The sequence below is a fragment of the Syntrophotalea acetylenivorans genome (assembly GCF_001887775.1).
Lineage (GTDB): Bacteria > Desulfobacterota > Desulfuromonadia > Desulfuromonadales > Syntrophotaleaceae > Syntrophotalea_A > Syntrophotalea_A acetylenivorans.
The window spans coordinates 731871-753312 of the sequence record NZ_CP015519.1; the positions used below are offsets into that span (position 1 = coordinate 731871).

At 50.6% G+C, this 21442-nt stretch carries 19 protein-coding genes and 1 pseudogene; 4 read left to right on the top strand and 16 right to left on the bottom strand.

Annotated features, from left to right (window positions below; translation table 11 throughout):
• Positions 1-25: 25 nt before the first annotated feature.
• The gene (locus A7E78_RS03380; protein WP_158516060.1) at positions 26-1756 is read right to left on the bottom strand and encodes an N-acetylmuramoyl-L-alanine amidase; all 1731 of its coding nucleotides are present in this window, start codon (positions 1754-1756) and stop codon (positions 26-28) included.
• Between the two features lie 4 nt (positions 1757-1760).
• Positions 1761-4374: pseudogene (mutS, locus tag A7E78_RS03385) on the bottom strand (DNA mismatch repair protein MutS).
• Positions 4375-4646: 272 nt separating this feature from the next.
• On the opposite strand from mutS, the gene A7E78_RS03390 reads away from it, so the two are divergent.
• The gene (locus A7E78_RS03390) at positions 4647-5576 is read left to right on the top strand and encodes a cation diffusion facilitator family transporter (RefSeq protein WP_072282913.1); all 930 of its coding nucleotides are present in this window, start codon (positions 4647-4649) and stop codon (positions 5574-5576) included.
• Positions 5577-5744: 168 nt separating this feature from the next.
• Here the strand turns inward: A7E78_RS03390 and A7E78_RS03395 are convergent, their stop codons facing one another.
• The 7 genes from A7E78_RS03395 to A7E78_RS03425 all read right to left on the bottom strand — a co-directional run bounded on the left by A7E78_RS03395 (position 5745) and on the right by A7E78_RS03425 (position 11526).
• Positions 5745-6944, bottom strand: a complete 1200-nt coding sequence (locus A7E78_RS03395; protein WP_072282914.1) for a 6-phosphofructokinase — start codon at positions 6942-6944, stop codon at positions 5745-5747.
• A 259-nt stretch (positions 6945-7203) separates the two neighbouring features.
• On the bottom strand, positions 7204-8292 hold the full coding sequence (locus A7E78_RS03400; protein ID WP_072282915.1) for a 6-phosphofructokinase: 1089 nt from the start codon (positions 8290-8292) through the stop codon (positions 7204-7206).
• A gap of 46 nt (positions 8293-8338) precedes the next feature.
• Entirely contained in the window at positions 8339-9277 is a 939-nt protein-coding gene (locus tag A7E78_RS03405; protein WP_072282916.1) for an ROK family protein, read from the bottom strand.
• The gene (locus A7E78_RS03410) at positions 9274-9684 is read right to left on the bottom strand and encodes an ExbD/TolR family protein (RefSeq protein ID WP_072282917.1); all 411 of its coding nucleotides are present in this window, start codon (positions 9682-9684) and stop codon (positions 9274-9276) included. Before A7E78_RS03410 ends, A7E78_RS03405 begins: the two co-directional genes overlap by 4 nt.
• Position 9685: 1 nt before the next feature.
• On the bottom strand, positions 9686-10285 hold the full coding sequence (locus tag A7E78_RS03415) for a MotA/TolQ/ExbB proton channel family protein (protein ID WP_072282918.1): 600 nt from the start codon (positions 10283-10285) through the stop codon (positions 9686-9688).
• A 78-nt stretch (positions 10286-10363) separates the two neighbouring features.
• Positions 10364-10873, bottom strand: coding sequence for an HIT family protein (locus A7E78_RS03420; RefSeq protein WP_072282919.1), 510 nt, complete (start codon positions 10871-10873; stop codon positions 10364-10366).
• A 137-nt stretch (positions 10874-11010) separates the two neighbouring features.
• Positions 11011-11526 (bottom strand): metallophosphoesterase family protein, encoded by a 516-nt coding sequence (locus A7E78_RS03425; RefSeq protein ID WP_158516061.1) that lies wholly within the window; start codon positions 11524-11526, stop codon positions 11011-11013.
• A gap of 189 nt (positions 11527-11715) precedes the next feature.
• Here A7E78_RS03425 and thrC point away from each other — a divergent pair, with 189 nt between their 5' ends.
• Positions 11716-13104: a threonine synthase gene (thrC, locus tag A7E78_RS03430; RefSeq protein ID WP_072282920.1), complete on the top strand. Its 1389-nt coding sequence runs from the start codon at positions 11716-11718 to the stop codon at positions 13102-13104.
• Between the two features lie 99 nt (positions 13105-13203).
• Here thrC and glnA read toward each other — a convergent pair whose 3' ends face one another.
• The 7 genes from glnA to A7E78_RS03465 form a co-directional block, all read right to left on the bottom strand.
• On the bottom strand, positions 13204-14613 hold the full coding sequence (gene glnA, locus A7E78_RS03435) for a type I glutamate--ammonia ligase (RefSeq protein ID WP_072282921.1): 1410 nt from the start codon (positions 14611-14613) through the stop codon (positions 13204-13206).
• Positions 14614-14690: 77 nt separating this feature from the next.
• Entirely contained in the window at positions 14691-15029 is a 339-nt protein-coding gene (locus tag A7E78_RS03440; protein WP_072282922.1) for a P-II family nitrogen regulator, read from the bottom strand.
• A gap of 394 nt (positions 15030-15423) precedes the next feature.
• The gene (locus A7E78_RS03445) at positions 15424-15957 is read right to left on the bottom strand and encodes an NUDIX hydrolase (protein WP_072282923.1); all 534 of its coding nucleotides are present in this window, start codon (positions 15955-15957) and stop codon (positions 15424-15426) included.
• A gap of 9 nt (positions 15958-15966) precedes the next feature.
• Positions 15967-16497, bottom strand: coding sequence for a ferredoxin domain-containing protein (locus A7E78_RS03450; RefSeq protein WP_072282924.1), 531 nt, complete (start codon positions 16495-16497; stop codon positions 15967-15969).
• A 142-nt stretch (positions 16498-16639) separates the two neighbouring features.
• Positions 16640-17986: a GTPase gene (locus tag A7E78_RS03455; protein WP_072282925.1), complete on the bottom strand. Its 1347-nt coding sequence runs from the start codon at positions 17984-17986 to the stop codon at positions 16640-16642.
• The gene (locus A7E78_RS03460; protein WP_072282926.1) at positions 17986-19482 is read right to left on the bottom strand and encodes an aldehyde dehydrogenase family protein; all 1497 of its coding nucleotides are present in this window, start codon (positions 19480-19482) and stop codon (positions 17986-17988) included. Before A7E78_RS03460 ends, A7E78_RS03455 begins: the two co-directional genes overlap by 1 nt.
• Before the next feature lie 140 nt (positions 19483-19622).
• Positions 19623-20090, bottom strand: a complete 468-nt coding sequence (locus tag A7E78_RS03465; RefSeq protein WP_072282927.1) for a GtrA family protein — start codon at positions 20088-20090, stop codon at positions 19623-19625.
• A 365-nt stretch (positions 20091-20455) separates the two neighbouring features.
• Here A7E78_RS03465 and A7E78_RS03470 point away from each other — a divergent pair, with 365 nt between their 5' ends.
• Together A7E78_RS03470 and A7E78_RS03475 are read left to right on the top strand one after the other, a co-directional pair.
• Positions 20456-20635 (top strand): Flp family type IVb pilin, encoded by a 180-nt coding sequence (locus A7E78_RS03470; RefSeq protein WP_201258028.1) that lies wholly within the window; start codon positions 20456-20458, stop codon positions 20633-20635.
• Between the two features lie 64 nt (positions 20636-20699).
• The gene (locus A7E78_RS03475) at positions 20700-21314 is read left to right on the top strand and encodes an A24 family peptidase (RefSeq protein WP_072282928.1); all 615 of its coding nucleotides are present in this window, start codon (positions 20700-20702) and stop codon (positions 21312-21314) included.
• Positions 21315-21442: the final 128 nt, after the last annotated feature.

Genomic DNA, 21442 nt, shown 5'->3' on the forward strand with positions numbered 1-21442 from the left:
GGGTCTTACATTCTTAGACGTCATCCTATTTGGTAGCGACCATGCGGCTGGCTTTGGCGAATTTCTTGACCCCGGCGACAATAGCGTCAGCGGCCCTCCCCTGGAACTTGCTGCTTTTCAATCGACTTTCTTCTGTTTTATTGCTGATAAAGGCCGTTTCAACCAGAACCGAAGGCATGGTGGCCCCCAGTAACACGTAGAAAGGTCCTTGACGAACCCCATGGTCCTTGATTTGTGAATAATGGCGTCCAAGGGAATTGACCAGACTACTCTGGATCTCCGCAGCCAATCTACTCGATTCATTGATCTTCGAGTTGGCCATCAAATCAAACAGAATCATCTCCAAATCCCCGACCTGTTTCAACGACGTACCATTTTCCCGGGCGGCAACCGCTGCGGCCTTATCGTTTTTCGAGAAATTCAAATAGTAGGTTTCAACACCACGAACAGACCGGTTCCTGCTGGCGTTGGCATGGATTGAAATAAACAGATCGGCACCAACCCGATTAGCCAGGGCGGTTCGCTCTTCCAACGCCAGATAGACATCCTTGTCACGGGTCAGGACAACCTGACAACCGAACTCTTGTTTCAAGCGCTTTGCCAGCTTAAGGGCCATAGCCAGGGTCACGTCCTTTTCTTTCGTGCCCCCGGAACCTATCGCACCGGGATCCTTGCCGCCATGACCGGCATCGACTACAATCCGTCGCAACCGATTGCTTCCCCCTTCAGGCAAACGTACCTGAGGTTGCCGGTCTTCAGGGGTTTGATCCAGAACCTTGGCAATAGGGTCTCCTGCGGCGGGCGGTGATCGTATTTCCGTTGGGTTGGCCGCAAGCACTGCCTGCTTAGTGGTGCCCATATCGATTACGATGCGATCGGGTCCCTTCAGGGCAAAGGCCTTGTACTCGGCTGCCATAGCGAGATCAAGAACTACCCGGGTACTGTTGTTCTTTTGCGTTCCAACGCGGACCTGACGGAGCATCCCTTCTTTGACCACCGTCCTCTGATTAATGCCTGATGCAATCCCGGCTCCCTGCAGATCAATATAGATTCGCGGCGCGGTTCCTTTGGCAGCATCTCCCGGCAAAGAACCGGTACGAAAAACCACCGAACCGTTGAGTTCCAACACGATCCGCGTGTATTCAGGGCTGGCCCAATGACGAATGGCGTTTAACAGCCGTTTCCCCGATACTGCGCTGGATGGTTTTTCAACAGGAGAGGACGCTGAGAGCACCTTCTTAGCAGGGGCATACGAAGCCAAACGGCGGACCCCCTGTTCCGCCAGACGGATCATATCCCCTTCAGGGTAGCGCTCAACTGCCTCCTGGTAGAGCAGGTAAGCCTTTGCGTGCTGCTTCTGATGTTTTTCAACAGCCCCTGCTGCCAGCACCAAACCGTCGTCGGCCAGATTACTGCTTGGATACTTGCTCGCAAGACGTCTATAAAAAGCAATTGACGAAACAATGTCGGATCTTTTTTGAGAAATACCGTAAAGCCGTTGACTGGCTTTTCCAGCCAGATAAACGGCAGCGGGCGCCTTTGAGTGAGTGCTGTAGCGTTCGGAAAAGTCCTCAAAGCGATTGATAACTCTTTCCCAGTTGTCCCTATAGAGCTGCTTATTTTGCGAAGCCAGCAGAAGATCGTACTGCTGGCGTGCCTTGTTGAAAGCATCGATGGGACCGGCATGACAAAGTCGGACCGGCAACAAAAAGGCCAACAGCAAAAATACGGCACAGATAAATCGAATGAATTGCATAGCGCTATACCATCTTTTGTAATTCATAGAGCAGATTAAGCCCCTCCAGAGGTGTCATATGAGCGATATCAAGCTCCTGTAACTTTGTACGTAAAGGATCGTCAGCAGCGCCAAACAAAGGAAGTTGCGGCTCGACAGGACATTCCCGGGGCTGTTGACTACGGGCCAATCTCGGCTGCCCCTGTTCTTCAAATTCACCTCGTTCAAGATTATGCAAAATCTCCCTGGCCCGACCAAGAACGGTTTCCGGCAAACCGGCCAGGCGTGCTACCTGTATCCCGTAAGAATGGCTGGCCCCCCCGGGTACGATGCGACGCAAAAAAATAATTTGATCGTTCCATTCCTTCACCGCGATATTAAAGTTTTTCACCCTTGGACAAGTCATGGCAAGATCGGTCAACTCGTGATAGTGGGTAGCGAAAAGGGTCTTGGCAGCTACCTGTGGATTGTCGTGCAGAAACTCAGCGACGGCCCAGGCGATGCTGATGCCGTCAAAGGTCGAGGTACCTCGGCCGATTTCATCTAACACCAGCAGGCTGCGGGGACTGGCGTGGCGCAAGATATTGGCCGCTTCGGTCATTTCGACCATGAAGGTCGATTGACCTTGAGCCAGGTTGTCGCTGGCCCCGACCCGGGTAAAAATCCGGTCGACCAGGCCGATACGAGCCGCCTTGGCCGGGACCAAGCTGCCCATATGAGCCATCAAGGTGATCAGAGCCACCTGACGCATAAAAGTCGATTTACCAGCCATGTTGGGACCAGTGATAATCAGAATCTGGTTTTCCTGGCAATCGAGGCTGACATCGTTCGGCACAAAATTCTCACCAAGATGCATGGCCTCGATAACCGGATGGCGCCCCTCTTCGATAATCAATTGGCTGCTGTCGTCCATCTCCGGTTGCACATAATTTCGGCTATGGGCCACCTCGGCCAGTGACTGCAACACATCGAGATTGGCCACCGCCTCGGCAGTCTTCTGAATACGTTTACCTTCTCTTGCCACCTGGCATCTCACCTGCTGAAAAAGATCGAATTCAATCACGACCATCTTCTCTTCAGCACCAAGAACCTTTTCTTCGTATTCTTTTAACTGAGGCGTAATGTAACGTTCGGCATTGGCCAGGGTCTGTTTGCGCTGGTAATCCTCGGGAACCTTGGCGGTATGGGTTCGGGTGACTTCGATGTAATAACCGAACACCTTGTTGAAGCGTACCTTAAGGGATGGTATACCGGTGCGTTCCCGCTCTTGCTGTTCCAGCTGAGCTATCCAGCCCTTGCCGGTACGGCAGATATGGCGTAATTCGTCGAGATCGCCATCAAAACCATCCCGAATCAATCCCCCTTCACGCAATACAAAGGGCGGGTCTTCGACGATAGCCTTGTCGATAAGCTCTAAGACGTCCTGCAAAGGATCGAGGTTTACAGTCAGTTCTGAAATCAACTCGCTGGAAAGTTCCCCCAGTTGCTCGCTGATTGCAGGTAATTGTTGCAGGGTCTTTTTAAGCGCGACCAAATCTTTACCGTTGGCGTTGCCCATGGATATCTTGGAATTGAGTCTTTCGAGATCATAGACTCCGTCCAGCGCTTCGCGAAGTTCATCCCGTATCAGGCTTTCATCAACCAGTTCTGCAACCGCTTCGTGGCGAGCACGAATCCTCGGCAAGTCGATGAGGGGGCGATTGATCCAATGACGCAACTTGCGTCCCCCCATGGCGGTCACGGTGCCATCAAGCACACCGAGCAACGATCCCTTTTTACGCTGATCATTGAGAGTGGCTGTCAATTCCAGATTACGTCGGGTGTTGTTATCCAACGCCATGAAATCCTGACAGTGATAAGTCACCAGCGATTGAATATCGCTCGACGACACCCTTTTGTGTTTCCAGCAGATAATGAAGAATGGCGCCCGCGGCCCCTTGGGCCAGAAGTAAATCCTCGCATCCGAAGGCAGTCAGGGAATCGCAAGAGAAAAACTGCTGAATACGCTCCCTGCCGTAATCAGCCTCAAAAGCCCAATCCGGCAAGCGGTTAAGGGAACGTTCCTGCAAAAGGGAATCGAAATCAGTCAATAATTGCCGGCCGGATTCATCGGCACACAGAATTTCTCGGGCATCGACGGATGCGATTTCGCTGCGAACCGTCTCAAGATCATTTACTTCGGTGACGCGAAACTCGCCAGTAGTAATGTCCAGCAGGGCGATCCCCCAACTCTTTCCGCTATCGCCGCAAAGAGCCAGCAGATAATTGTTTTGCTTGGGCTGAAGGGTATCGCTGTCGATGACAAGTCCCGGAGTAACAACCCGTACCACCTCTCGCTTGACGATCCCTTTCGTGGCCTTGGGATCTTCAACCTGCTCACAAATGGCCACTTTGTGGCCCGCTTCAACCAATTTGGCGATATAGGGTTGACTGCTGTGGAAAGGAATGCCGCAGAGAGGGATCTCGTCGTCAGAGCCTTTATTCCGAGAAGTCAGGGTAATATCAAGCACGCGGGAAGCGATGACGGCGTCATCCATGAACATTTCATAGAAGTCGCCAAGACGAAAAAACAGGATAGAATCGGCACACTGGGATTTGATCTCCAAGTATTGCCGCATCATGGGAGTCATTTTACTCATATCACTGCATCAAAAGTAAGAAATCAGATAAAAACAGGCTCTTGTGAAACGCCGCTGGAGTTATGTCAGGTCTTATCGTTTATAGGAGTGTTATGTTAACAAAGGGCTTCGATGATGTAAATAGAGTCGGCCACAAGCATATCAGGCGAATCTCTGAATTTTCGTAGAGTTGCCATGGATATTGACTAGATGAATCTGTTATAGTGTTCTGCATCATTTCCTGTAATGAAGACATTTTTCACATTATCCCTTCTGGGAAAAAAATGGCACCTATGACCAACAGCACTCGAAAAATCCGGGCGGCACGCACTTCTTTGGCTACGACCATTATCCTGACAGGCCTTAAGCTATTGGCCGCACTGGCTACCGGTTCCCTTGCAGTATTGTCATCTGCCATTGATTCGCTGCTGGACATCTTCATGTCAAGCGCCAATTATTTCGCCATTCGTCAGGCCGAATTACCGCCTGACCCCAAGCATCCCTTCGGCCACGGCAAATTTGAAACTCTGGCAACCATCTTTCAAGCCATGATGATCGCCCTTTCGGGCCTATGGATCCTTTACGAATCAACTCAGCGTCTAATTCATGGGAGCAACCTGGCTCGCTTAGAAGAAGGAATGGTGGTTCTGCTGATCAGTTCGGTGGTTTCCTGGAAAATCGCCAGTTACCTAAAAACCACCGCTAAGGCAACCGAATCTTCCGCTCTGAAGGCAGACGCCTTACATTTCTCCATGGACATCTATACCAACATTGCCTTGGTGGGCGGACTTGGCCTGGTGATGTGGCTGGATACCCCATGGCTCGACCCGGTACTTTCACTTTTGGTGGGATGCTACATCCTTTTCGAGGCGTACCGTCTGGTGCGTTACGGCATGAGCGACATTCTCGACGAACAACTCCCCGATTCGATCCGCCAGGAAATCGCCGCCATTATCGACCTCCACCAAGCGCACCTGATCGACTATCATCGGTTGCGCACCCGACGGGCCGGGTCGCAAAAGATCATCGATTTTCACCTGACTGTTTGCAAGCACCTGACCGTTAAGGAAGCCCACGAGATTGCGGATCATCTCGAGGAACGGATTCGTACCAGAATCGGCGGCAGCGATGTGACCATTCACATCGAGCCTTGTATCCGGTCCGATTGTAACGAACGTCAGCCCTGCCCCAAGGATTCTCCACCTTTAGAAAAGGGATCTTGATCCTCAAGCCTTTAATAAAGAAAGCCCGGCAGTGATGTCGGGCTTTCTTTAAAAGCGGTATCCAAAAAATATCAAGCCGCCGATAAGGCCGGGCCAATGCCATCCGGTAACCGAAGACTTCTACCATCATGCTGGCAGCCCCCATGATGGAGTAGACACCTCGCTAAGTCACAGGTCGCTTGTCATAATGAATAGTGGCTGTTCCTTGAAGGTTTCGTATTTCGGGCGCAATCGTTCCGGTTGGTAGTGACGGTTGATATCGACCACTTTTTTGGTGCTGGTGACGACATCCAGAGGCACGCTGTCATAGCAGCCGTTGTGCAAACTGACCAGTCGCCCGGTCTGATCGCTGAGGATAAGATCCAAAGCAAGGTTGCCGTAAGCCATGGGAACGATAGAGTCGATGGCGTCGGGGTTACCGCAGCGAACCAGATAACCGAGTCGCTGGTTCACAACATTAATGCGCTGACCGCAGTTAAAACGGGAAGAGAGGTGCTTGAGCTGGGCGGCCACCCGGTCGCCGATGCCTCCTAATTTACGGTGCCCATACTGATCCTTTTCTACCCCCTCAAATGACATGCTGCTGTCCTCGAGCATCTGGGCTCCTTCGGAAACCAGGACCACCGCATATTTGCTCGGATGACGGTTACGGTCGGCTACCAGCAACTCGGTCAAATGCTCCATACTGAAGGGCTTTTCCGGAATGACACAGCGGTTAGCCGCCCCGGCCATTGTCGGCAGCATGGCGGTAAAACCGGCATAGCGACCGAACACCTCGATGACCAGCAGCCGTTCGTGGGAACCGGCCGTGGTTCGCAAAGTATGGGTGAGTTCGATGGTGCGAGTTACGCAGGTACTAAAACCGATGCAGTAATCGGTACCAGGCACATCGTTATCCATTGTTTTGGGAATAGCCACGACCTTGATTCCCTCTTCGGCCAGGCGTTGAGCATAGCTCAGGGTATCGTCTCCGCCGATCGGTATGAGATAGTCGATGCCGAGAAATTCGAGATTTTCCAGCACCGCATCAGTCACGTCATTCGTCTCCTCCTGATAGCGAGTCCGCAGATGTTCCGGGACTGACTCCTTGGGCAAATGACTTGGCCGGGTCCGCGAGGTGTGGATGAAGGTACCACCGGTCCGACCGGCGCGGTTGACGATATCCTCGTTCAAAACCAGAACATGGTCGCTATAATCAACGGTCGGGTCGGGCACGAGATCGACCAGCCCAGCCCAACCGCGCCGAATACCCAGTACCCGATAACCTTCACGTAAAGCGCGGAAAGTCACGGCGCGAATGGCCGGATTTAATCCGGGGACATCACCGCCACCAGTGAGAATACCAATCGTTCCTCGATAATGAGCCATGGGCAAATACCTCCTCTGCAAAATATTAAATAGCGCATAAATAGGATAGCGAAAAAAAAGCGTTTTGCAGGAACAAAACAATTATCAACCTTTGCGGGAGCCATAATGCGTTCCTTCAGCAGATATCTCCAGATACAACAAAACCCCCTGGTCTGTTTAGACTAGAGGGTTCTGAGAAAATGAAAGGTGATTTTGACCCTTAAAAAGGGTTAGCCTGACGCGTACCCCATATTTGTAAACATACCCAAACAAGCTCCGATCAACGGCCGACCATAATACCCAGGGCCTCGGCGGTATGTACCAGACTCCCCTGCGGGTTGACCAGATTCAGCGATTCAACAGCCATATCGATCTCGGCAACAACCACCTCACGCCCACTCAGGGCCACCATCATGCCAAAATAGCCCTTTTCGATGAGCTCTACCGCTTTAACGCCGAACCGGGAGCCAAGGATGCGGTCAAAGGACGAAGGCGTACCGCCCCGCTGCAGGTGACCGAGAACCACCGTCCGAGTTTCGATCCCTTGCCTGGCTTGAATCGCATTAGCGACCTGCTGACCGATGCCGCCCAAACGTTCCATGCCACAATTCTGGTCAGCAGATATTTGCACAACCTTATGGCCTCCGATCGGAACGGCGCCTTCGGCTACCACCACGATATGAAAGCGGCGCCCATTTTCCCGGCGCTTACCGATATGGTCACAAACATGATCGATGTGAAAAGGGATTTCGGGCAACAGAATAACATCCGCAGAACCGGCGATCCCTGATTCCAGGGCAATCCAACCTGCATCTCTTCCCATTACCTCAACGACAATGGCCCGGTGATGACTTTCCGCAGTGGTATGCAGGCGATCCAGAGCTTCTGTCACTATTCCGACCGCCGTATTGTAACCAAAGGTGACGTCGGTGCCGCACAAATCATTATCGATGGTCTTAGGCACACCAACAACAGGAACTCCCATGTCATTGAGTCGGCGGGCTATTTTGAGAGTACCGTCACCACCAACGACAACCAGAGCGTCGGCACCAGTTTTCCTGAAGTTGTCGACGACCCGTTGGGAAACATCGAGCAATTCGGTAGTCCCCTTCTGTTGAACCGGATAGCGAAAGGGGTTGCCGCGATTGCTGGTGCCGAGAATGGTGCCGCCGCGCTGCAGAATTCCCCGTACCGAGGCTAAATCAAGGGGAACAGTTTGGGGACCGTCAATCAGACCGTCAAACCCGTTCAGGATACCGACGACCTGCCAACCCCGCTTAAGAATAGCAGCTCTGACCACCCCTCGAATAACGGCATTCAAACCAGGACAATCTCCCCCGCCGGTAAGAATGGCTATCGACTTGATCATTACTGAGTCCCTTTCGTTAAAACAACCCATCGCCCCATAGCTGAAATCAACGGTGTTCCAATCGATCAAATAACAGACTGGCAGCGCCAAGAATACCGGCTCGATCGGCAAGGCATGACTTAACCAGGTGCAGTTGTTGTCGGTTGACTGCAAAAGCACGCCGGGCTAACTCCTGCTCCAACGATGGCAGCAGCAAGTCTAAGCAACCGCTAAGTCCTCCGGCAAAAACCACGCCTTCTAAATTCAATAAATTGACAACTCCGGCAATCCCCTGCCCGAGATAACGACCGGCTAAATCAAAGGCCTTTTGAGCGAGGGGGTCGCCTTGGCGAGCCAGGTCAGCGATACCAAAAGAATCAAGGTCATTTGCTCCCCTGCCAACGCCCAACTCCTGAAAAGTTCTAACGATCCCTTGGCCAGAGGCATACTGTTCAAGGCAGCCGTGGGAACCACAACCACACGGTCGACCTTCTGCCTCAACAGCCAAATGGCCTATTTCTCCAGCTCCGCCGTATTTCCCCTGCCAGAGCTGGCGATGCAGAATCAATCCACCTCCGACTCCGGTTCCCAGGGTAATCGTCAAAAAGGAATCGAAAGGCTGACCACCACCATATTGGGCTTCTCCCCAGGCAATAGCATTGGCGTCGTTAATCACCAGAGCAGGTGAATTAAGCTCTCGCTGTAGATGGCCTTGTAAATCAAACCGGTTCAACAGTTGAAGGTTGGGCGCGCTGCGAATCTTCCCTGAAGGGTCAACGACTCCTGCAGCGCCGCAGCCAATTCCCACAACGTCCAACCCCATTTCGGCAGCAGCGGTTCGCAGATCCTGACAAAAGACCGTGAGACTTTTAAGAAACACCGTTAAGTTGTCAGTTAATTCGGTTTCAATCGATCGCCATCCACTGACCTGGCCGCTCTGCGACACGAGAGCACCACGACAATTGGTTCCACCGAGATCGATACCGATGGCTACCGCCCTGTTCACCGTCTTTCCCGCTGTTCCGTAGCAATAGCTAACTTGGCGAACCCTGTCTCTTTGGCCAGATCCATAAGCGCAACTACCTTGCCGTGCAATGCCTCCTTATCAGCCAACAACAAAAAGGTCATCTCCGCAACCCGCTCACCGTGCGTACGCAAGCGTCGTCGTAACTCGGCCATGTCCACGGGTTCCTTACCGAGAAAAATGTCCCCGTCTTTGGACAGGTAGACCTTGATCTCTTTGATGTCCTGTGATCGTTGCTGACTGGACGACTCGGGAAGTTTAACCGAGATACCCGGTGTTTCAACAAAAGTAGTAGAAATCATAAAAAAGATCAGCAGCAGAAAAACCACGTCGACCATCGGTGTAAGGTCGACACGCGGGCTCTCCCGTTTTTTACGAAGAAAGGCCATGCTAGTCTCCCAGAAGATCTACCAGGCGCAAGGAACTGGCTTCCATTTCCAGAACGATACTATCGAGTCGGCTGGAGAGATATTTGTGCAATAACAAAACCGGAATAGCGACGGACAATCCGGCCGCGGTAGTAATCAATGCTTCAGAGATTCCGCCACCAAGGGTCGCTGGAGTTCCCATACCTTGAGTCGCAATCACGGTGAACGCCTCTATCATGCCAAGAACGGTTCCCAGCAAACCGAGCAAAGGAGAAATTGTAGCGATGGTTCCAAGCAGTCCCAGGTATCTTTCAAGGGGCGCTGATTCACGGCTGCCGGCTTCTTCAACAGCCGTTTTGATTTGATCGCGACTGCGGCCTTTGGCCCTGAGAGCCGCCAAAAGAATGTGCGCAAGGGGCGTTCCATAGCGTTGGCAGACAATGGTTGCTTCATCGATGCGCTGCTTAGCGACAAGATCTTCAACCTCTTTAACCAACTCCCGGGAACCGCGGTTTACCCGAAAAAAACTCCACAAGCGCTCGAGAAAAATACCGAACGCAAGAACCGAACAGAGCAGAATCGGCCACATAAGTGGTCCACCCTGTATGAAATATTCCATCATAACAATTTATCCTTTCTTACCTTATGCGAACTCAGATTATCACAAGACCAATAAAATTCTATGGTTGGAATATGGAAACTAATTGCAACCTTCTTTCTGGAAGTCGGCAAAACACTGGGACAAAAGACGATAGGTTTCCTGCAGGTGCTGCGGAATAACACGTACCTCGGCAAAAACCGGCATAAAATTAGTATCCCCGACCCAACGCGGGACAAGGTGTAAATGAAGGTGGTCCGCAATTCCCGCCCCGGCAATGGGACCGATATTCATCCCGATGTTAAACCCCTGGGGCTTGCAATATTTTTCCAGGACCTTTCGAGACAACTTCAAAAGCTGGTGCATTTCCAGCATTTCCTCATCCTCAATATCCGATATGTCCGCAATATGACGATAAGGGGCAATTAAAAGGTGGCCATTGGTATAAGGGAACTTGTTCATCATGACAAAAGCCAGGCGCCCACGATGTAAGACCAGTCGTTCATAGTCTTCATCGTTCTTGTCTGCCACACAAAAAATGCAATCGTCACACCGTTCATCCTTGCATTGCAGATAACTCATTCGCCATGGTGCCCACAAATGCTTTACCATGAATCCTCCTTCGGAATAGAGTCGATAGTCGCCCGAAAGCCTTCAGCCGTTACAATATCGGCTATTTCTCTAATACGCCAACCGGTTTAAAAACTATCAAGTGCCCTTTGTTGGCAACTGGAAAATCGGCAGTTATTTCAATCCAGCGGAATAATACGACCCTGAATTGTATCACCAACCTCTAAAATACCTACGGAATGAAACGGCGCATTACGGCGGTCCGTAGGACTACCTGGATTAAAAAGCAATTGTTCTCCTTGCCATCGGCAAGTCGGCATATGGCTGTGGCCATAGACCAAACAATCGATATCTTCGTCAGTAAACTCTTTCAATAACCGCTGTTCAAGTCCTTTAGGAGATCCCCAACCATGCGCGAGCCCAATACGAAAGGGGCCCGCAGATATGAGCCCTCGCATGGGAAGATCACCGGTTGGCGGATCCATGTTTCCGCACACCGCCAGAACAGGACAAGCGGTAAATCGCGTCAGAATCTGCGAATCGACCAGATCTCCAGCATGCAAAACTAGGTCTACTCCTTGAAAATGCTGTTCTTGAACGGATTCAAGCAAATTGTTATCAAACCAGGCATCGACGATATGAGTATCAGAAATGACACCGATACGGCAGGGCCATTTGATAGAAAGGTATTGCACGTAGTAAACCTCAGAATTTTTTATAATAACGCTTGGCACTCAAGTCAGTTGAACAATGGCCGGGAAAACGAAAAGTGGTCCCACGGGAGGAGCCAACTATTTCATTTCGGCAGTTTAACTGGTATGATGCTGGGCAGTCAAAAACAATTATCACCTATTTACAATTGATGTTGAGGAGAACAACTGCCAATGCAATATATCAGCACTCGCGGACAGATTCAGGAAATTTCGTTTAAAGAGGCTGTCATGATGGGCCTCGCGGACGATGGTGGCCTGCTGCTACCCGCCAGCATTCCAAGCCTGAGCGCCGGGGACATAGCAGCGCTGAGTAAAATGACCTATCCCGAACTGGCTTTGCGAATCATATCCTTGTTTGCCGAAGGCATTCCGGCCGATGACCTTAAGGACCTGGTCGACCGTTCTTACAGCACCTTCAGCCACAAGGAAGTCACCCCGGTGGTTCACCAGGACGGCATCTACATCCTTGAACTGTTTCACGGCCCTACCCTGGCCTTTAAGGATGTCGCCCTGCAATTCCTCGGCAACCTGTTCGAATATCTACTGAAAGAACGGGGCGAGAAGATGAACATCCTTGGCGCCACCTCCGGGGATACCGGAAGTGCCGCCATCTATGGGGTGCGGGGTAAAGAAAACATCAATATTTTCATTCTTCACCCCCATCAAAAAGTCTCCCCCATACAAGAACTGCAGATGACCACGGTTACCGACCCCAATGTCTTTAACCTGGCTATTCGCGGGACTTTTGATGACGGCCAGCGTATTGTCAAAGAAGTTTTCGGAGACCTCGATTTCAAATCCGAATTTTCTTTAGGGGCGGTAAACTCCATCAACTGGGCAAGGGTTTTGGCCCAGGTTGTTTATTACTTCTATGCCTTTGGCCGAGTACAACGGGACACCGGCTGCAAGGAAGCATATTTTTCAGTACCGACCGGTAATTTCGGCGACATCTTTGCCGGATTTATCGCGAAACGTATGGGGCTGCCTATCCGCCGTCTTATTCTAGCCACCAACGAAAACGACATCCTGTCACGCTTTGTAGGAAAAGGCGACTATTCCATTGCCGATGTGGTAGAAACCCCTGCCCCGTCCATGGACATTCAGTTAGCCAGCAACTTCGAGCGTTATCTTTACTATCTGATGGATCAAGACACCGCCAAAGTTCGCAAGGCCATGGCCGACTTTTCCAGCACGGGGGGCTTGAGTTTCGATGCGAACCTGCAACAACGCGTAGCTCAGGACTTCCTCAGCGGGTCTGCCACTCGCAGCGAAACTATCGACACCATTCGGGACTTTTACCAAAAGACCGGATATATCCTGGATCCGCATACGGCTATCGGCGTCAAGGTCGGCAAAGAACAAACCGGCGGCGAGTGTCCTCTCATCTGCCTGGCGACGGCTCACCCGGCCAAATTTGGAGATGCTGTCCAAGAAGCCATCAATACCTCGCCGACCATGCCTGACTCCCTGGCCGGTATTGAAAAACGCCCTAGTCGATGTGAAATTATCGACGCCGAAACCGACGCAGTTCGCAATTTTGTCGAACAGCATAGCTGCTGACCTTGATCATTCTGAGACGTATTCTTCTCAGGAACTTTAAAAACAAAAAAACCCCGGTCCTAGGACCGGGGTTTTTTTGTTTAACAACCAACGACGAAATTAGCAGTCGTAGTAAAGAGCGAACTCTTCAGGTACCGGACGCATGCGAACCGGGTTAACTTCAGCTTCGGTCTTGTACTCGATCCACTTCTCAATAACATCTTCGGTGAATACGTCGCCCTTGAGCAGGAAGTCATGATCGGTCTTAAGAGCTTCGAGAGCTTCAGCCAAAGTACCGGCAACGCAAGGAATGTCAGCCAGCTCTTCAGGAGGCAGAGCGTAAAGGTCTTTATCCAGAGGCTCGCCCGGATCCAGTTTGTTCTCGATACCGTCGAGACCAGCCATAAGAATGGCCGAGAAGCACAGGTAGCCATTGGAAGACGGATCAGGAGTACGATACTCGACTCGCTTGGACTTGGGATTCGAGGTGGTCGGGATACGCAGAGCAGCAGAGCGGTTACGGCCGGAGTAGGCCAGGTTAACCGGCGCTTCGAAGCCAGGCACCAGACGCTTGTAGGAGTTGGTGCTGGGGTTGGTGAAGGCGCACAGAGCCTTCGCGTGCTTGATGATACCGCCGATGAAGTACAGGGCGTTCTTGGACAGACCGGCGTAGCCGTCGCCGGCGAAGGTGTTTTCGCCGTCTTTCCAGATCGAAACGTGGCAGTGCATGCCGCTGCCATTGTCGTCAAAGAGAGGCTTGGGCATGAAGGTTACGGTCTTGCCATTGCGTACTGCAACGTTTTTGATGATGTATTTGAACCACTGAAGAGTGTCGCCCATGCTGACCAGAGAATCGAAACGCATGTCGATTTCGCACTGACCGCCGGTGGCCACTTCGTGGTGAGAAGCTTCAATGCGCATCCCAACGCTCTGCAGGACCTGAACCATCTCGTTACGCAGGTCAACCAGGGAATCGGTGGGGGCGCAGGGGAAGTAACCTTCCTTGTGGCGGGGCTTGTAACCGAGGTTGGGGTACTCTTCACGACCGGTGTTCCAGATGCCTTCGGTAGTGTCGACGCTGTAGAAAGACTGGTTGCAGCTGGAAGCGTAGCGCACGTCTTCAAAAACGAAGAATTCAGGCTCGGGACCGATGAAAGCGGTATCGCCAATTCCGGTAGACTTGAGGTAAGCTTCAGCTTTCTGTGCGATGAAGCGGGGATCACGGCTGTAACCTTCTTTGGTGATCGGATCGTAGATGTTGCAGATCAGGCTCAGGGTGGTCATTTCTACGAAAGGATCGATCATCGCGGTGCTGGGATCAGGAACGATCGCCATATCGCTGTTGTGGATCGGCTGCCAACCGCGGATGGAAGAACCGTCAAATCCGAGGCCATCTTCAAAAACCTCTTCTTCAAACTCGCTCACCGGGGTGGTGAAATGCTGCCAGATACCGACAAAATCCAGAAACTTGTAATCCACCATCTGGACATTATTTTCCTTGGCAAACTGAATTACCTCTTTTGGCGTCATTGCGCTACTCCTTTAGATTTTTAATGCGTTTTCAGAACCACACCCGGCGGATATCCCCCGGCTTCAATAGCTTGTTATTACAAAGCATCCACACCGGTTTCGCCAGTACGAATACGAACGACTTCTTCGATATTAGAAACGAAAATTTTACCATCACCGATACGACCGGTCCGGGCAGCCTCTGAAATAACTTCTACAACCTTGGCGGCCATGTCGTCCTGAATGATAATCTCCATTTTGATCTTAGGAATGAAATCTACCACATATTCAGCGCCGCGGTAGAGTTCGGTGTGACCCTTCTGGCGACCGAAACCCTTAACTTCGCTGACAGTGATTCCTTGAATACCACTTTCGCTCAATGCTTCTTTAACTTCGTCGAGCTTAAAGGGTTTGATGATCGCTTCAACTTTTTTCATCTGTTTTACCTCCGGAATAAAAATTAAGGTAAATGAAGGAATATTCGACTCGATGCAATTCCATGCTTTTACCGTAAATCTACTTGCCGCAAATCAAGCGCAACCAAGTCTTCTTCTAGTTTCCACACCTGACTGAGCAATTCCCTTGCCAAAACAACCAACCAACCTGAAATAAGAAGCTAACATGCTGAAAAACGATTACTTTTCAAGAAAGTGCTATTTGCATTCAAACTACAAAACCTGAACCAACGGACAAAACTGCCTGTTTTTTGGGCACGCCAAGCTGCACGGAGATGTTTTTTTAGGCATTCAATCGTTATGCATTATACAGTTTCAAAGGAATTATCCTAAACAAAAGATGGTGATAAAAACATAAAAAAACCAAACAAGGTCTTTAAGTATTTGAAAACGGGGACGTTAAGGCGCCTCGATTGCTCTCCCACTCCAAAAACAGGCTCCATTCATGTTCGAAATTAGGAGTCAAAAAACCACTGCCCAGCATTTGAGCAATTCTTTCCGGTGAGTAAAAAGCAACCGCTTCTATCTCTTTGGGATCGAAGTGGACTGGACCATCGTAGCAGAGCCAAAAGGAAGTAACATTTTCCGATTCAAAGGTGTTGCGGTGGGGGTAAGAATATAAAAGTTCAAGGGGCTGATTAATAATACCCAGTTCTTCAGCCATCTCCCGGAGGGCGCCTGCCAGATAATCTTCTCCCGGATCGAGGTGACCTCCAACGCTGGTATCCCAGCGGCCGGGCTGCACATCCTTAAATCTGGAGCGTTTTTGTAAAAGTACCTGCCCCGCACTGTTAAATACCAAAACATGAGCAACACGGTGAATCAACGCAGGATTACCGTGACACGCAGACCTGGGTGCCTGACCGATTACCCGGTCTTGGTCGTCTACAATATCAAACAATTCTTCCATGGGAACCATCTACCCACGGTCGAAAAAGAGATTTTTACCACGGGCCGACAAGGGAATTCCGTAAGCCATCGATACATCGGGGCCTAACAGCTTAAGTTCTACCGCCGCCTTGCCGACAGAATACATAATCCGATTGTCCAACCGCAGATCGGCAGCACGACTGACTGCCGACCCCAACGCTATACCGAGGTCACCGCTGTTAAAGGCGCAAACCCCACCAGATTCACTGAGTTTCTGGCAATCTTCAAACCCACAGTATCCACAATGCGGCAACCCCATAACTTCCTTACGGGTGCCGATCAATACAACCACAGGTGAATCGTCAATGTTCTGGGCATCACGCTCAAAGAACGCTACGCCGTCACGGCGGGCTATATCCCTCATTGTGTCGGCAAGGCGGGTTTTATCTGCCCCACTGACAATACCCGTCACCAAAAAATCACGACCTCTAGCCTTGGGTGCTGTACGGGCAGCGATACACAATTGATGTGCCATCTCGACAAGTGTTTGGGTATGAGATTCGGCATTAAGGTTCAACATGAAATAAGCCTCGACAAAATCACCTGCGACACATTACAGCAAGAGGCTGTATCCTACCCTCTTGCCAACACCTGTCAAGAGGAAATTATAGAAGCCCCAAGGGCCACTCCACCCATCAACAAAAAAGGAGGTTAAAATACAACTAGGATGACCTTTGCTGATGCAACCAGGCAAGAATTAGCTCGTGCATTTCATTTTTATTTTGTTCGATAAATTCGTAACGTACCTGCTCTATGGGTTTTTTCAATTGAAGCAAACGATTCAGGTCCACCGGAGTTGCCGATACGATTAAATCACAGTCCACTTTTTCCAGGGTCAAGCGCAAATCTTCCAATTGCTGCACGGTGTACCCCATGGCAGGCAACACGCGAGACAGATGAGGCCAACTTTCATAGACGGCACGCAAGCTTCCATGCGCGACAGAGCGAGGGTCAACAACCTCTGATGCACCGTAACGTTGCGCGGCAACCATGCCAGCTCCATAAGCCATGCCGCCGTGGGTCACGGTGGGGCCATCTTCCACCACCACAACGCGCTTCCCTTGTAGAGCTTGAGGGTTATCCAATAGCACCTCCAGACGTCCCTCAATGACATCGGCTGTCGGATTTAGCTCTTGAATATTGTCCTGCACTCTATCCAACTGCTGCTGGCTTGCCTCATCAACTTTATTCATTACCAACACATTTGCCCGCCGTAAATTCACCTGGCCGGGATAATACTCAATTTCATCCCCAGCCCGTAAGGGGTCGAGCAGTACCACTTCAAGGTCCGGACGAAAAAATGGCGTATCGTTATTGCCACCGTCCCAGATGATTAGATCCCCGGCTTTTTCAGCTTCGTCTAGAATAGCTTGATAATCGACTCCACAGTACACGCTAACCCCTAAATTCAATAGAGGTTCGAACTCTTCCCGCTCTTCAAGGGTCCAAAGTGATTCTTGAAGGTCCACTTCGGCAGAAATTCGCTGCACCGCCCTGCCCTCTAAATCGCCATACGCCATGGGATGCCGTACTACAACCGGCCGCTGGCCTTCAGCAATCAGAAGCTTGCATAAAAAACGTACCAGCGGACTTTTCCCGCAACCGGTACGTACGGCGCAAACAGACAAGACCGGCACACTAGCTGACAACATGGTTTGTTCAATAGACGGCAAGATAAACTGACTGCCAAGGGCTAATACGTCAGACGCGATGGTCATCAACTGCTGATGGGATATATCGCTGTAGGAAAATACCACTTCTACATCTTTAGTTGCCAAAAGCGATGGCAATTCCTTTTCATCGACGATGGGAATTCCCCGGGGATAGTTTGGCCCTGATAATTCGGGTGGATAGCACCGATTCTGCTGGAAAGGAATTTGGGCGGCCGTGAAGGCAACAACCTCGATCTCCGGTCGATGTCGATATAGAACGTTAAAATTATGGAAATCACGTCCACCAGCTCCAAGAATAACCACTTTACGGCGCTGGTGGACATCTACTGGGAACATTATGTTGACTCCTGAGAGATCTGGGCCTTTTGCAGGCGGCCACTAAAATCTCGATAGATCACCTTAATTCGGGAATAGAAGTCAATCCCACCCATCCTCCCGCCGGCCTCAGGGTGTCCCGAACCGGAATGCTTAAAGCCGCCGAAAGGCAGTTGGATTTCTGCGCCGATGGTGCTGGCATTTATATAAACCAGCCCACTATCCAGGTCACCTTCGGCGCGGGCGGCATGATTGACATTATTCGTGTAGATCGACGTAGACAAACCGTAACGGCTCTGGTTGACCAGTCTGATCCCTTCTTCATAGTCGGCACAGGACATGACCGCCACTACCGGGCCGAAAATTTCTTCCTCAACAATACGCATTCCGGGCCGGGCATTAGCGAAGACAGCCGGCTTCATAAAATAGCCTTCTTGCAGACTTCCCCCGTCTGCCCGCTCACCGCCACACATCAATTCAGCCCCCTCTTCCTGGCCTATTCGGATATATTCCATAACTTTATCCAAAGCTGGGGCATTGATCAGCGGCCCGACGTCGGTCTCTGGCAACAATCCGTCTCCTAAGCGCAGAGCATTGGCCGCATCAATCAGTCGGGTCAAGAACCGATCATAAATCGTTTGTTCCAGGATTATTCGGCTGGCTGCGGTGCAACGCTGGCCGGTGGTCCCGAAAGCCCCCCACAACACCCCGTGCAGGGCAAGATCCAGATCGGCATCCTTAAGAATGAGAATGGCATTTTTACCACCCATTTCCATCGCGATGGGTCGGTGCAAAACCGCCGCATGCTGGGCCAGTGTTTCACCTACGGCACAAGAACCGGTAAAAGAAATTCCATCTACATCGGGATGAGTCGCCAGATATTCCCCGACTTTCTTACCCTGCCCCATAACCAGGTTCAACACCCCTGGAGGCAGCCCGGCTTCTTCAAGAATCTCCACCAGAAGAGCCGCGCAATAGGGACTATCCGAAGAAGGTTTGAATACGGCCGTATTGCCGCAAATCAAAGAAGCGAAGATCTTCCAGACAGGGATGGCGACAGGAAAGTTCCAGGGGGTGATCAGCGCAAAAACCCCGTGAGGTACCCGTATCGACTTGCCATCCTTATGGGGCAGCTCGCAAGGCACAGTCTCCCCGACCAGCCTCCTACCTTCACCGGCCATATAATAGGCCATATCGATGGCTTCCTGAATATCACCCAGACCTTCAGAAGATACCTTTCCCATCTCCCTGGTCACGCTTTTACCTAATTCCGGTTTGGCTCGCTGTAACATTTCAGCGGCTTTATACAATATCTCAGCCCTTCTAGGAGCAGGAAAGTCCCGCCATGCGGGATAAGCCTCCCTTGCAGCTGCGACCGCCCTATCGACATCAATTTTGGCGGAAAGTGGATAACGGGTAACAATATCTGAGATACGCGCCGGATTTACACTTTGGGCAAATTCACCGCTGCTCGGCAAAACCCATTCACCGCCGATATAATTATTGATTCGGGTCATGATATACCTCCCGCTAAAGGATGGTTTGGCCGGTTGCATGAGAACTTTTGCAAAGCATACCAAAGCGAAAGGTCACCGCAATACAAAGATACGGAGGACGAATTGTTACCTGCTGCAAAACAGGTTGAAGCGAGGATAAATTATTGAGGGCTTGTCGGTACTTTGACCGTGGCTACAGCTGGGGACTGGGAGCGTGCAGAGGATTTAGCGTCGAATACCCAATATCGGTAACTAAAGAAATTCCAGACCAGACTGGCAAAAGTCGCAGCGATTTTAGCCAAGTTGACCCAGATCGCCGGTGACAAAGCCACAGGAGACGCGCCGGGAAGAGTCAAAAGATAAACTATCGTACAATTAATGAGGAGACCGATAGTGGTCAGTAGAAAAAAGAGTCCCACATGGGGCAACGTTGAGGGCCGGCGGTCACCGAAAGTCCAATATTTATTAAATAAATAGCTGTTCCCGCTGGCAACAGTGAAAGCCAGTGCATTGTAGGCGAACAGCTTCCATCCAACGGGATAACCATCCATCCACAACAAACCGTTAAGTACCCCGAAATCGATCAAGGTGTTTAACAATCCAACTATGGCGAACCGCATGAACTGCATTTAAAACAAAACCCTTCCCATCATACGCCCTGTCAACCGTTATATGATAACAGCCCATTGAGTTTTTCGCCAGTCGTTATATATACCTGATTACATTGAAAGGTTCCGCCTAATGTTTTCTCGCTAACTATTATTAAATTCCCTACTCGACTTGCTTGACACATTAAATATCCCCGTTACTCTTAAATCAAATGAGGGGTTTACCGAGTACCCAATGCATTACACGACGAACCCCATTTGATATTTTCCACGATCTTTCCAATTATAAAACTTAACGTTCATTACCGGGCAGATAAACCAACCATCCGCCGTATGGCTACCTGCAAAGTCCAAGGGCGGGAGATATCAACCAAAGGAGGCAAAGAATGAAAATGATGCTGCAAAAAGCCAAAGAATTATGGGTAAGCGAAGAAGGGGCTACGGCAACTGAATATGCCGTCATGCTCGCACTGATTATCATCGTATCGATTGTCGCCATTACCGTCCTTGGTAACAAGGTCAATAACACGTTCCAGAACATTGCTGATCGTCTGCCAAACGGCTAAATGTTTATTTGCTGAACTTTCTAGTTTTCCATGTGAATTATTTGAGACGAAGGAGGCAGCCAACATGACCTACCGTGGCAGCCAGGACATTCCAAGATATGCTACAGGAACCGTCGCCATGGGATTCGCTCTGTTTTTCATTTATCAGCAACGAGCGGACTGGGTCGTACTAGCTGCCTCCTCTTTTCTCTTCTTGATTTGCGCTAGCGACACTCTTTTTTCAAAGATTCCCAACCTCTTTAATTTAGTGTGGGTGCTTTTTGCCTTTGGCTACCACATTTACAACACAGGCCTGGCTGGTTTCAGCTTGGCCTTTTTGGGCTTATTCGCCGGGCTGGCTCTATTCCTTATCCCCTTTTTAATGGGCGGCATGGGAGCTGGAGACGTTAAAGCCCTAGCGGCACTGGGCGCCTTGTTGGGGCCTGCGACCATATTCCAGGTATTTATTTACACCGCCCTTTGGGGAGGTATCATGGGGCTGTTGCAATGCCTGTTTGTACCCCAGTTACGACAGGCTTGCATGGAGTGGATGCGCGCCCTTCGGTCAGGTCTTTTACCGGCTAATAGCATCACGGATATCCCGCGCCAAACACTTCGTTTTCCTTATGCGGCCGCGATTGCATTTGGTTATTACGCCTACATCAGTTGGGGCGGCCTGCTTAAACTGTTAGCGACATAACATTGTAAGTAATTCGCACCAGCCTGCTAAGGGTGTTGCGATCAACCATATAAGCAAATGGGTGAATTGCTGAAATTGTGGAGATCCAAAGATCTGATTCGGCACCCTTAAAAAATAAGCGTGGAGGA